The sequence below is a fragment of the Parahaliea mediterranea genome (assembly GCF_017255185.1).
Classification (GTDB): domain Bacteria; phylum Pseudomonadota; class Gammaproteobacteria; order Pseudomonadales; family Halieaceae; genus JAFKCZ01.
Genome location: NZ_JAFKCZ010000017.1, coordinates 91,347 through 103,736 on the forward strand (window position 1 = coordinate 91,347; position 12,390 = coordinate 103,736).

The 12,390-nt window shown below is 67.3% G+C and carries 9 protein-coding genes; 5 read left to right on the top strand and 4 right to left on the bottom strand.

Annotated elements, in window-relative coordinates; translation table 11 throughout:
- Positions 1-194 precede the first annotated feature (194 nt).
- Positions 195-2,663, top strand: a complete 2,469-nt coding sequence (locus JYP50_RS19055) for a zinc-dependent metalloprotease (RefSeq protein ID WP_206562155.1) — start codon at positions 195-197, stop codon at positions 2,661-2,663.
- On the opposite strand, the gene JYP50_RS19060 is transcribed toward JYP50_RS19055, so the two are convergent.
- The 3 genes from JYP50_RS19060 to hemN form a co-directional block, all read right to left on the bottom strand.
- Positions 2,652-3,677: a M48 family metallopeptidase gene (locus JYP50_RS19060; protein ID WP_206562156.1), complete on the bottom strand. Its 1,026-nt coding sequence runs from the start codon at positions 3,675-3,677 to the stop codon at positions 2,652-2,654. The two genes, JYP50_RS19055 and JYP50_RS19060, sit on opposite strands and share 12 nt — an antisense overlap.
- Positions 3,674-4,951, bottom strand: coding sequence for a YjgN family protein (locus tag JYP50_RS19065; RefSeq protein ID WP_206562157.1), 1,278 nt, complete (start codon positions 4,949-4,951; stop codon positions 3,674-3,676). Before JYP50_RS19065 ends, JYP50_RS19060 begins: the two co-directional genes overlap by 4 nt.
- A gap of 112 nt (positions 4,952-5,063) precedes the next feature.
- Positions 5,064-6,449: an oxygen-independent coproporphyrinogen III oxidase gene (hemN, locus tag JYP50_RS19070; RefSeq protein ID WP_206562158.1), complete on the bottom strand. Its 1,386-nt coding sequence runs from the start codon at positions 6,447-6,449 to the stop codon at positions 5,064-5,066.
- A gap of 308 nt (positions 6,450-6,757) precedes the next feature.
- On the opposite strand from hemN, the gene JYP50_RS19075 reads away from it, so the two are divergent.
- The gene (locus tag JYP50_RS19075; protein WP_206562159.1) at positions 6,758-9,226 is read left to right on the top strand and encodes a sensor domain-containing protein; all 2,469 of its coding nucleotides are present in this window, start codon (positions 6,758-6,760) and stop codon (positions 9,224-9,226) included.
- On the opposite strand, the gene moeB is transcribed toward JYP50_RS19075, so the two are convergent.
- Positions 9,220-10,344 carry a molybdopterin-synthase adenylyltransferase MoeB gene (moeB, locus tag JYP50_RS19080; protein WP_206562160.1) on the bottom strand — a complete coding sequence of 375 codons (1,125 nt, stop codon included), beginning with the start codon at positions 10,342-10,344 and terminating at the stop codon, positions 9,220-9,222. The genes JYP50_RS19075 and moeB overlap by 7 nt on opposite strands.
- Positions 10,345-10,459: 115 nt before the next feature.
- On the opposite strand from moeB, the gene JYP50_RS19085 reads away from it, so the two are divergent.
- The 3 genes from JYP50_RS19085 to JYP50_RS19095 all read left to right on the top strand — a co-directional run.
- Positions 10,460-11,575, top strand: a complete 1,116-nt coding sequence (locus JYP50_RS19085; protein WP_206562161.1) for a WD40/YVTN/BNR-like repeat-containing protein — start codon at positions 10,460-10,462, stop codon at positions 11,573-11,575.
- A complete protein-coding gene (locus tag JYP50_RS19090) occupies positions 11,572-11,868 on the top strand; it encodes a MoaD/ThiS family protein (RefSeq protein WP_206562162.1) in 297 nt (98 codons plus the stop codon). Before JYP50_RS19085 ends, JYP50_RS19090 begins: the two co-directional genes overlap by 4 nt.
- Positions 11,869-12,205: 337 nt before the next feature.
- Positions 12,206-12,390: hypothetical protein (locus tag JYP50_RS19095; protein ID WP_206562163.1), on the top strand; the 185-nt coding region annotated here is incomplete at its 3' end.

Here is a 12,390-nt window from a genome sequence, read left to right on the forward strand (position 1 = left end):
CTGGGCCTGCCGGTGGGGCCGGTTGTGCCGCGAGCGCGCCGGTTTCCCGCGGCCCGCAGTCCATGCCGGGCCAGGAGCCTGTGCTTCCGCTGTTGCTCCTGTTAGTCTCTGGGGCGCCAAGCCGCGCCCCGGCGCGCTGGTTTCGAGCGATATGCGGAGAAAAAACGATGAGGCTTGCCCAGGGAGAGGTGTTGATGAGGTATCTGTGTGTGCTTGTGCTCGGACTGTTGCTGTCCGGCTGTGGCGGGGGCGGCGGCGGTAAAGGCGGCGCAAACCTGCCCGCGATCGACACTCACACCGCCGATATGCGCCACATCGAGGGCTTTGTCGACCTGTACTGGGACGATGTGACCGGCCGGTTGTTTGTCGAAGTGGCGGCGCTGGACGAACCTTTTATCTATGTCAGCAGCCTGTCGCGGGGGGTCGGTTCCAACGACCTGGGCCTGGACCGCGGGCAGCTGGGCGATACGCGCCTGGCGCGCTTTGTGCGCTCCGGTGGCAAGGTGCTGTTGCTGGCCGACAATCCCGCCTACGTGGCCGATTCCGACAACGCCGATGAACGCCGCGCCGTGGAGGAAGCCTTCGCGCGCTCCGCGATCGGCGGCTTCGAGGTGGTGGCGGCCAGCGGCGAGCGGGTGCTGGTGGACGGCACCGACTTCTTCCTCCGCGACGCCCACGGGGTGGCGCGCCGCCTCAAGGACAAGGAGCAGGGCGAGTACCGGGCCGACCCGGAGCGCTCGGCGATCTTCCTGCCGCGTACCCGGGGCTTCCCCGACAACACCGAAGTGGACGCCATGGTGACCCTGGCCGGTGACGCGCAGGGCGACATCATCGCCAGCGTCGCGCCGGACCCGCGGGCGGTCACGGTGCACCAGCACCACTCCTTTATCCGCCTGCCGGAAGCGGGCTACGAACCGCTGCCCTACGACCCGCGCTCGGGTTTCATCGATCCCGGCTACGACACCTTGCGCTACGACTACGCCACCGCGATCGGCGAGCCGGTGAAGCGGACCTACGCCTGGCGCCACCGCCTGCGCAAGAAGCAGCCGGAGGCCGCGCTCAGCGAGCCGGTGGAGCCGATCGTGTACTACCTGGATCGCGGCGCGCCGGAGCCGGTGCGCTCGGCGCTGATGGAGGGCGCCGCCTGGTGGAACCAGGCCTTTGAAGCGGCTGGTTACAAGGATGCCTTCCAGGTGAAGCTGCTGCCCGAGGGCGCCGACCCGATGGATGTGCGCTACAACGTGATCCAGTGGGTGCACCGCTCCACCCGGGGCTGGTCCTACGGCTACAGCGTGCGCGACCCGCGCACCCAGGAGATCCTCAAAGGGCACGTGACCCTGGGTTCGCTGCGGGTGCGCCAGGATTACCTGCTGGCCGAGGGCCTGCTGGCGCCCTACGGCGAGGACGGGGAGGTGCCGCCGGAACTGCTGGACTTCGCCCTGGCGCGTATTCGCCAACTGGCCGCCCACGAGGTGGGGCACACCCTGGGGCTGGAGCACAACTTCGCCGCCAGCAGTGACGGCCGCGCCTCGGTGATGGATTACCCCCACCCCTACGTGACCCTGGGCGAGGATGGCGAGGTCGATCTCTCGCGGGCCTACGATAGCGGTATCGGCGAGTGGGACAAGCGCGCCATCCTCTACGGCTACCAGGATTTCGCCGAGGGCGTGGACGCGGCGGCGGCGCGGGAGCGGATCATTCGCGACACCTATTCGGCGGACGGCGCGGGCCTGCATTTCGTGGCCGACGCCCACTCCCGCGGCGACGCCTTCGCGATCACCGCCGGGCCGGCCCATCCCCGCGGCAGCCTGTGGGACAACGGCGCCGATCCGGTGGCGGAACTCGAGCGCCTGACACGCCTGCGCGAAACCGTACTGGCGCGGTTCTCCGACAGCAACATCCGCCTGGGGCGGCCGCTGGCGGAAATCGAGAATGCGCTGGTGCCCATGTACCTGATGCACCGCTACCAGGTGCAGGCGGCGGCCACCCTGATAGGCGGCCAGGAGTTCAGCTACGCCCTGCGCGGGGACGGCCAGATACCCACCGCCATGATCGCGCCCGGCCAGCAGCGCCGCGCCGTCGAGGCGCTGCTGGCGACCATCGCGCCACAGGCCCTGGCCCTGCGCCCCGAGCTGGTGGCGCTGATCCCGCCGCGGCCGCCGGGTGACGGCGACGGCCGTGAGCTGTTCCCGCGGCAGACGGGCTATGTTTTCGACCCGCTGGCCGCCGCGGCCACCGCCGCCGGCCTCACCCTGGATATGCTGCTGGACCCCACGCGGGCGGCGCGCATGAACAACAATCGCGCCCGCTCCGCCGCCCAGCCGGGTTTTCCCGACCTGCTGGATGCGCTGCTGACGGCCACCTGGTACGCCCCGGCGGAGAGCGGGCAGGCCGGCGCCCTGCGCCGGGTGGTGAACATGGAAATTCTCGAGCGCCTGCAGCGCCTGGCCGGCAATGGCCGGGCGCAGCCCCAGGCGCGGGCGGAGGCGCTCGACGCGCTGCTTGCCCTGCGCGACTGGCTGGGGCAGCAGGCCTCCTCCGCGGTACCCAAGTGGCGCGCCCACTACCGCTTTGCCGCGGCCCAGATCCAGCGCTTTGTCGACGACCCGCAGGCGATGGCGGGCATGGAGGCGCTCAAGGCCCCGCCGGGATCACCGATCTAGTGCCGCCGCGGGAGCGTCCCGCGCCAGGCGCTGTTCGAGATGGGGGTGGGTGCCGAAGTAGGGCAGCCCCTCGTCCGGGGCCTGCCCGTGCAGGCGCACCAGCATGCGGTCCAGGGCCTCGGGGTCGAGTTGCTGCCGGCGCAGGAAATCCCGCGCGTAGCGGTCGGCCTCGAGCTCGAAATCGCGCGAATAGTGCAGCTGGGTAAACACCACCGGCAGGGTCAGCACGATGTCGCCCAGGGTGCTTACGTCGCCCCCCACCAGGGCGACGGTGACCCCGATCGCCGCGCCCTGCAGCAGCTGGCGCACCGCGTGGCGGTGCTCGATGTGGCCCAGCTCATGGGCTATCACCGCCAGTACCTCGGTGTCGTTGGCCGCCAGTTCAACCAGTGCGTCGGTCAGGATAATGGTGCCGTCGGGCAGCGCCAGCGCGTTGGCGCCGAGTGGGTCGCTGTGGGCGAAGCGGAGCTGCTCGACAGGGTAGCCCGGCTCCCGCGATTGCAGCGCGTGGCGAATTCGCTGTTGCCGCCCGGCGTCGAGCGAAGAGGGTCCGAGGTAGCGCGACTGCAATAGCTCCAGGGTTTCCCGCGAGGCCCTGTCCATCACCCCGGCGGGTAGGTGCGCGGCGGCGGCGCGGCTGACCGCCGGTATGCCCCAGACGAAGTAGGCCGCGGCCAGCGCCAGCATGAGCACGCCGGCGATCGCGGCCAGCAGGCTGTGGTTCTCCAGGCGCCACAGGGCGTGGGAGGAGGGCGTGCCTACCCGGGCGTCCAGCCAGTCGGCGGCGGCCGGGTCCGCGGTTTCCAGGCGGCCGGGGTGCCCCTCGAAACGGATGTAGCGCGGTGTCGAGCCCAGGCGCGGCGAGATCGACAGCTGAGACAGGGATGCCTCCAGCGCGATGGCCCCGTCGACCCGAACGGAGACCCGCTCGCCGCTCACCTCCAGAACGGCATCGCGGCTGTGGCTGGTGGCGCCGTCCTGCCAGCTGCCCCCGAGGCGGCAATCCGCGGTCAAAAGCCGAAGTCCAGGTCGAACACGTCACTGAATTCCTCACCGAAGGCCGGGGTATCGGGCTGGCTGATGGCGGCGAAGCGGTCCAGGTCGCCGGTGGCGTGAAAGATCACGTGTGCCGCGGTGTAACGGGCGATGCGCACCCGCGCCCAGGGCAGGTAGAGGCCCAGGGTCAACACGATCAGGGCGAAATTGCTGAGCATGATCCAGCCGAAGCCGCGCAACTCGAAGTCGGCGGAGAAGGCGTGCGAGGCCAGGGTTGTGTGGTTGAAACGCAGGTTGTGCATGGTGGTGGTGAAATAGACCATGGCCAGGGCGTAGCCCGCCAGCGGGCCGACCAGGGTAGCCGCGGGAATCAGGGCGCCCAGCGCGGCGCCGGCGAGGATGCCCGCCAGGGCGATGGCCAGGGCCCACAGGCACAGCTTGTAGAAGCTGCCGCCGCCGGCGCTGAACTGGAAGCTCTTGTCGCCGTAGCTGTGCCGGTTGATGTGGTAGCGCTGCCAGCGCTGGATGGCCAGCGGCATGAGCAGCCCCAGGGTCAGCGCGCCGGCCAGGGGCCACAGGATTAGCACCACGAAGGCCTCGGGGTACTCCCCGTTGAAGCGAAAGCGCAAATTGCGGTAGACCGTGTTGCGGGCGTGGAAGGCCATGGACTTGTTGACCGCCCAGGGTATGGCCACCATCAGCAGCACCGCCGCCAGCGCGCCGGCCTCGGGAGAGAACATGCCCGCGGCGTAGTAGGCGAACAGCAGGACCATGGCGATCAGGCGCCCCACCAGCATCCGCAGCGGGTCCGCGGTGTACTCGAAGGTGGCGTTGTCGAGGGTGGTATTGCCGTAGAAATACTGGCGGTTGCGCACCTTGGCCCAGGGGCCGTAGAGGCCCAGGGTGACGATGGTCAGCAGGAGATTGACGATCCAGATACGGAAGTATTCGTAGCCGCCGCCGTTGAAGCCAAAGGGCAGGGGGCGCCGCGTCGTTTTCGCGCCATCGCCCGCGCCGGCTGGCCCCGGGGGATTTTCGCTGTCCCCGGGTAGCAGCTGGGCGCCCGCGTCGCGACGCACGCAGCGGATACCCAGCCGCCGCAGTATGGCCTGGAGTTCCTCGGCTTCCGCCGCGCTGCAATCGCCGCGTACGATTTGCGGCGTGCCCTCCAGAAATCGATGCGCGCGGCGGCCATCGATCCCGGTGGCCTGTGCGAAGGCGTATATGGCATCGCGTGGCTCGACACCCTCCTCGAAGGTGCCGGTGACATAGATGTCGAAACGCTGCCCCATGATTCCGTCCCTGGACCGTTGGTATCGGCGGTATCATGCGCCGTCCGCGCGCGCTTCGCCACTCCCGGGGACGGGGAATGTGAACCAGTGCCGACGGGGTCGGGCTGGCCCCTTAGAGAATGCGGGAATAGCGCGCCGGTTCCTGGCTGCCCAGGTAGGCGTCGAAGGCCATGCAGATGCGCCGGATCAGCAGGCGACCGCCGGCGGACACCGTGATTCCCCCGCTATCGAGCCTCAGCAGGCCGTCGCGGGCCAGTGGCCGCAGGGATGCCAGGGCGGTGGCGAAGTAGCGCTTGAAGTCGATGCCGAAGTCGCGCTCGAAGGCGGCGTAATCCAGGTGAAAATGGCAGATCAGCTGGCCGATTACCGCGCGGCGCAGCCGATCGTCCGCGCTGAGCGCCAGGCCCTTGCAGGCGGGTTCGCCGTCGACGGCCAGCGACTGCGCGTAGCGCACCATATCCTTGTGGTTTTGCAGATAGACGTTGTCGATGGCGCTGATGGCGGACAGGCCGAAGGCCAGCAGGTCGCAGTCGCCGTGCGTGGTGTAGCCCTGGAAATTGCGCTGCATCTCGCCGCGGGCCTGGGCCAGGGCCAGGCTGTCGCCGGGGCGGGCGAAGTGGTCCATGCCGATGTGTTGATAACCCGCCGCCTGCAGGCGGTCGATGGCGTGGTGCACCATGGCGAGTTTGTCGGCGGGCGGGGGCAGCGCCCCGGCGTCGATGTGCCGCTGGCTCTTGAACAGGTGCGGCATGTGGGCGTAGTTGAACAGCGACAGCCGGTCGGGTTCCAGGGCGATGACCTGTTCCAGGGTGGCGGCCATGGTGTCGGGGTTCTGATGGGGGAGGCCGTAGATGAGGTCCATGCTCAGGGAGCGGAAGCCCTCGCGCCGCGCGCGCTGGCAGAGTTCGCTCACCTGCTCGACGCTGTTGAAGCGGTTCACCGCGCGCTGCACCCGCGGGTCGAAATCCTGCACACCCATGCTCAGGCGATTGAAGCCGATCTCGCGCAGCACGCCCAGGGTGTCCGGCGCCATCCGCCCCGGGTGAACCTCGATGGAATAGTCGCCGCTGTCGTCGCCCAGCAACGAAAAATACTCGCCGGTGAGGCGCATCAGCGTGCGCATCTGGGGCGCGCTGAGAAAAGTTGGCGTACCCCCGCCCCAGTGCAGCTGCCGCACCGGGCGCGCGCGGTCGAATTGCCGCGCGCGCAGGGCCAGTTCCCGGTGCAGCAAGTCGATGTAGGGCTCGGCGCGGCCTTTATTGGCAGTAACGATTTTGTTGCAGCCGCAGTAAAAACAGATGGTGTCGCAAAAGGGAATGTGGAAGTACAGCGACAACGGGCGCTGGCTGGCGTTGCTGCGGGCAATGGCCGCTTGTACCTCGGAGGCCGGAAAACCCTCGGCGAAGTGCGGCGCCGTGGGGTAGGAGGTGTAGCGTGGGCCGGCCAGGTCGTAGCGGTCGATCATGGCCTGGTTCCACAGGGTTGTCGGCGATGGCATGGACGGCCTGCTGGTTGCTGGTTGGGCCGCCCATTGTAGGGTTTCCCGGGGAGCGGGCATTGATGCGTATCAAACTCGCCGCGAAAGGGCGCCGGGGCCCGGCGCGCGACCGCGCGACGCGACGCTGGTTGCAGATGCGATGCGCGTCGCTCGATGATAGACTCGGGCGCTGGCCGGTGGTAGCACAGATGGTGATGTGGTAGGCCCGCAGGGAAGGTAAGGCAGCTATGGAGCAGGACAATAAACGATTGCACGCAGGGAAGCGGCAGGGGCAGGGAGTGATGACATCGTCTATTCCAGGACTCTCGATGGATATCATCGAGAGCTTGCCGGGCATATTCTACGTACTCGACCCCGACGGTCGCTTTCTGTTGTGGAACAGCCGTTTTCTCCAGGTGTCGGGGTATGGCGCGGCGGAAGTGGAACGCCTGCATGCCCTGGACCTGTTTCGCGGCGCGGACCGCGATCGCGTGGCGAGGCGGATTCGCGACACCTTTGAAACCGGGACCGGGGATGTCGAAGCCGAGCTGGTGGGTAAATCGGGCAAGCCCACGCCCTTTCATTTCACCGGCCAGCTGGTCGATTTCAGTGGCGAGCAGTGCCTGGTTGGCCTGGGAGTCGACGTCAGCGATCGCAAGCGCGCCGAGGATTTTCTGCGCGAGAGTGAAGCCCGTTACCGAAGTTTTATCGAAAACACCACCGAGGGCGTGTACTCCTTCGAACTGGAGGGGCCGGTCCCCATCGAGCTGCCCGTGGACGAGCAGGTTCGGCGGATATACCGCAGCCGCATCGTTGCCTGCAACGATGCGCTGGCGCAGATGTGCGGTTACGAGGAAGCGGGGGACCTGGTCGGTGTCACCATGCAGGAGCTGCACGGGGGCAGTGATATTCCGGAGAACCTCGCGCTGCTGGAGGAGTGGGTCGCGCGCGGCTACCACGTCGCGGGCGCGGAGTCGCTGGAAATCGACCGGGACGGCAACGCCCGCTGGTTTGCCAACAACTGCCTGGGCATGGTCGAGGATGGCTGCCTGGTGCGCGGCTGGGGGGCCCGGGTGGATATTACCCACCGCAAGGTCACCGAGCAGCGCCTGCGCCTGTCGGCCAGCGTGTTCGAGAACATTGCCGATGGCATATTCATCACCGACGCGGACTCCAGTATTGTCGATGTGAACCAGGCCTTTGTCGAGATTACCGGCTTTGCCAGGGAGGATGTCATCGGCCGGGACCCGCGGATGCTGCAGGCCGGACGGCACGACGACAGCTTTTTCCGCGAGCTGCAGCGCACCCTGGGGGTGAAGGGGCAGTGGCGCGGCGAAATCTGGTACCGCCGCAAGGACGGCGAGGTTTTTCCGGTACTGCTGACCATCAATCGCGTGCTGGGCGACGACGGCGGGACCACCCACTATGTGTTTGCCGCCACCGACATCAGCCAGATCAAGCAATCGGAGGAGCGGCTCGACTTCCTGGCCCACCACGATCCGCTGACCGGCCTGCCCAACCGGGCCCTGCTCAACGAGCGCCTGGAGTGGGCGATGCAACACGTGCGGCGACAGTCGCGCTCCTTTGCCGTGGTGTTTATCGATCTCGATCACTTCAAGCATGTGAACGACAGCCTGGGACACCCCGCGGGCGATCGCGTGCTGCAGGACGTGGGCCAGCGGCTGGTGGGCGTGTTGCGCCAGGACGATACCGTCGCCCGATTGGGCGGCGATGAGTTCGTGCTGCTACTCGAGGACATCGCCCACCCCGACAAGGCGGCGAAAGTCGCTGCAAAGGTCATGCGCGCCCTGGCCGAGCCCTTCGAAGTGGAGGGGCGGGATATTCGCGTGCAAGCCAGTATGGGCATCTGCATGTACCCGGGGGATGGCGACGACGCGGCGACCTTGTTGCGCAATGCCGACGCCGCCATGTTCCGGGCCAAGGATCGCGGCCGCAACACCTACGAATTCTATACCGAAGAGCTCACCCGCAAAGCTTTCGAGCGCGTGTTGCTCGAAAGCAATTTGCGCCTGGCGGTGGAGCGGGAGGAATTGTTCCTGAATTACCAGCCGCAGATCGAGCTGGCCACGGGCCGGGTCGTGGGTATGGAGGCGCTGATCCGCTGGAATCACCCGGAACTCGGCCTGCTGTCCCCCACCCGTTTCATCCCCCTGGCGGAAGACTCCGGCTTGATCCACGCCATTGGCGAGTGGGTGCTGCGCGAGGCCTGCCGCCAGGCGCGCGCCTGGTGCGAGGCGGGGCTGGAGTTCGGCCGCCTCGGGGTCAACGTCTCGCGGGCCCAGTTGCAGCGCGGCCGCCTGTTCGAGGACATCCAGTCGGCGCTGGCCGCCAGCGGCCTGCCGCCCGAGCGTTTGGAGCTGGAGGTGACCGAGAGCTTCATCATGGAGCAGGACACCCTGGCGGTCGAGCAGCTGGATCGCCTGCGCGACTGCGGGGTGTCCATCGCCATCGACGATTTCGGCACGGGCTACTCTTCGCTCAGTTACCTGAAGCGGCTGCCCGTGCACAAGCTCAAGATCGACAAGTCCTTTGTCCTCGACATCGCGGACGATGACAACGACATGGCCATTGTCGCCGCGGTGATCTCGATGGGGCGCAAGCTCGGGCTGACGGTGCTGGCGGAGGGTGTGGAGTCGGCTCGTCAGGCGGACTTCCTGCTGGAAAACGGCTGCCACGAGGCCCAGGGCTTTCTGTATGCGCGGCCGATGCCGCACGAGGCCGTCACTGCCTTCCTGCGCGAGCAGGCGCCCAAGGGCGATAGCGACTCCGATCAGTAGCGGGGCATGGACGGGTCGACCCGCCGCGCCCAGGCCTCGACCCCGCCTGCCAGCACCTGCAAATCGCGGTAGCCCGCCAGCCGCAGCAGCGCGTGGGCCCGCAGGCTGCGGCCGCCGCGGTGACAGGTGAGGATGCATGGCCTGGCCGGGTCCAGCTCCGCCAGGCGGCCTTCCAGCTCCCCCAGGGGGATCAGCACCGAGCCGGGGATGTGGGCGATGGCGTATTCCTGCGGCTCGCGCACATCCACCAGCTGTAGCGAGCCGTCCGCCGCCAGCCGCGCGGCCACCTCCTCGGCGGATACCTGAGCGGGGGCTTCGGCTCCGGCGCAATCCGGCGTGTACGCGATGGGCCGGTCGATGCTCGCCCCGGGACCGCAGAGCGCGCAGTGGGGGTCCTTGTCCACCGTCAGCGAGCGCCACTCGCCGCCCAGGCCGTCGAACAACAACAGGCGGCCGATCAGTGGCTTGCCCCGGCCCAGCACCAGTTTCACCACCTCCAGCGCCTGCATGCTGCCGATGATGCCGGGCAGCATGCCCATTACCCCGCCCTCGGCACAGGAGGGCACCAGGGCCGCCGGTGGCGGCTCCGGGAACAGGCAGCGCAGGCAGGGGCCGCGCCGGGCGTCGAACACGCTCAACTGCCCCTCGAAGCGGAACACGCTGGCGTGCACCAGGGGTTTGCCCGCGAGCGCCGCGGCGTCGTTCACCAGGTAGCGGGTGGGGAAGTTGTCGCTGCCGTCCACCACGATGTCGTAGTCGGCGAGCAGCGCCATGACATTGTCGGCCGACAGCCGCAGGGCGTGGGGCACGATGTCGACATGGGGGTTGAGGCCCGCCAGGCGCTCCCGCGCCGCCTCCAGCTTGGGGCGGCCGATATCCCCGGTGGCGTAGAGCACCTGGCGCTGAATGTTGCTGGCGTCCACCGTGTCGAATTCGACCAGGCCCAGACGACCAATACCCGCCGCCGCGAGATACAGGGCGAGGGGAGAGCCCAGCCCGCCGGTGCCCACGCAGAGTACCCGGGCGCGCTTCAGCGCCCGCTGCCCGTCGAGGGTGACCTCCGGCATCACGAGGTGGCGGCTGTAGCGCAGCAGTTCTTCCTGTGACAGATCGTCCATGGCGGGCATCCTGGCGGCGGTCGCGGCCGCGCAAACTGGCAGGGGCGGGCTATGCTGGATACAGGATCATACAGGGCGCGGCCCCTGTAAATAGCGGAATGACCGGGAGGCGGATATGCAGGGTGTCAGAGTACTGGTGGGCACGCGCAAGGGCGCGTTTATCATAAGCGCCGACACTGGGCGTCAATCCTGGCGGATTGATGGGCCACATTTCGGCGGCTGGGAGATCTACCACATGACCGGCTCGCCGGCGGACCCGAACCGGCTCTACGCGTCCCAGGCCAGCGACTGGTTCGGCCAGGTGATGCAGCGCTCCGACGATGGCGGCAGAACCTGGGACACGGTGGGCAACGCCTTCGACTACAGCGGCGAGGTGGGCGAACACCAGTGGTACGACGGTTCCCTGCGGCCCTGGGCGTTCAAGCGGGTATGGCACCTGGAGCCCAGCGCCGACGACCCCGATACCGTCTACGCCGGCGTGGAGGACGCGGCCCTGTTCCTCACCCGCGACGGCGGGCAGACCTGGCGTGAGCTGCCGGGCCTGCGCCAGCACGGCACCGGCGCCGACTGGATGCCCGGCGCCGGCGGCATGTGCCTGCACACCATCCTGCTCAACCCGCAAAAACCGGAGCGCATCACGGTGGCGATCTCCGCCGCGGGGGCCTTTCGCAGCGATGACCACGGCGCGACCTGGCGCCCGATCAACCGCGGCCTGCACTCGGAGCAGATGCCCGACCCCGAGGGCGAGGTGGGGCACTGCGTACACCGGCTGGCGGCCCATCCGGCCAACCCGGACGTACTGTACATGCAAAAACACTGGGATGTGATGCGCAGCGACGACGGCGGCGACAACTGGCGCGAGGTCAGCGGCAACCTGCCCAGCGACTTCGGCTTCCCTATCGCGGTACACGCCCACGAGCCGGAAACCATCTACGTGGTGCCGATCAAGAGCGACTCCGAGCACTACCCGCCGGACGGCAAACTGCGCGTGTACCGCAGCCGCGGCGGCGGGGAGGACTGGGAACCACTGACCAAAGGCCTGCCCCAGGAACACTGCTACGTGAACGTACTGCGCGACGCCATGGCGGTCGATACCGCCGACCCCTGCGGCGTCTACTTCGGCACCACCGGCGGCCAGGTGTACGCCTCCAACGACGATGGCGACACCTGGCAGACCATCGCCAGCCACCTGCCCGCCGTCCTGTCCGTGGAGGTGCAAACGCTGCCATGATCGACGTCATACTGCCCGCGCCCCTGCTGCGCCTGGCCCGGGTCGACAACCCGGTCAGCCTGGCACTGGAAGGCGAAGCCACCCAGCGCCACCTGCTGGACGCCCTGGAAGCCCGCTTCCCGGCCCTGCGCGGCACCACCCGCGACCGCCACAGCGGCCAGCGCCGCGCCTACGTGCGCTTCTTCGCCTGCAACCGCGACCTCTCCGACGCCTCTCCCGACGCTCCACTCCCCGAGGCCGTGGTCGACGGCCGCGAGCCATTCCTGGTGGTGGGGGCCTTGTCGGGCGGGTAGGGCGAGCGTGTACAGCGCTGCAAGCGGGTTTGTACCGGCTGGCTTTGCGGGCGAACTTACTTTCATATTATTAGTGGCATGAATAAACTGGCTGCGGGGGACGGCGTGTGCCGTGGTAGGGGAGCGGTGATACCTTTTCAGGGGGAGATGTTGGGGGGGGATACCTTTTGATTTTGGTTTTCTGGTTTTGGTGAAAATAATCTGTATGTTTTTCAGTGCCTTACGGATACGCGAATTTGTGGCTCCGGCAAAAAAAGTATACCTTCTAATATATATTATGAGGCCGGAGGCCTCATTAAACAGACTGTTAAGTGACCAACATAGTTCGAGGAATGCGATGTTAGTTTTACAAACTACTGAACTTGGAAAAATGTGGCATAGCTGGGTTCAAGCTACCTTTGAGCTTTATGGTCATTCGTGGGTTCATAATGTGCCAAGGACACTACTTGGACAGGAAAGCCCAGACAACTGGAAGCAAGTTCAGGAATCACTCAATGCAAAGGTTCGTTTGTATGAACTTAT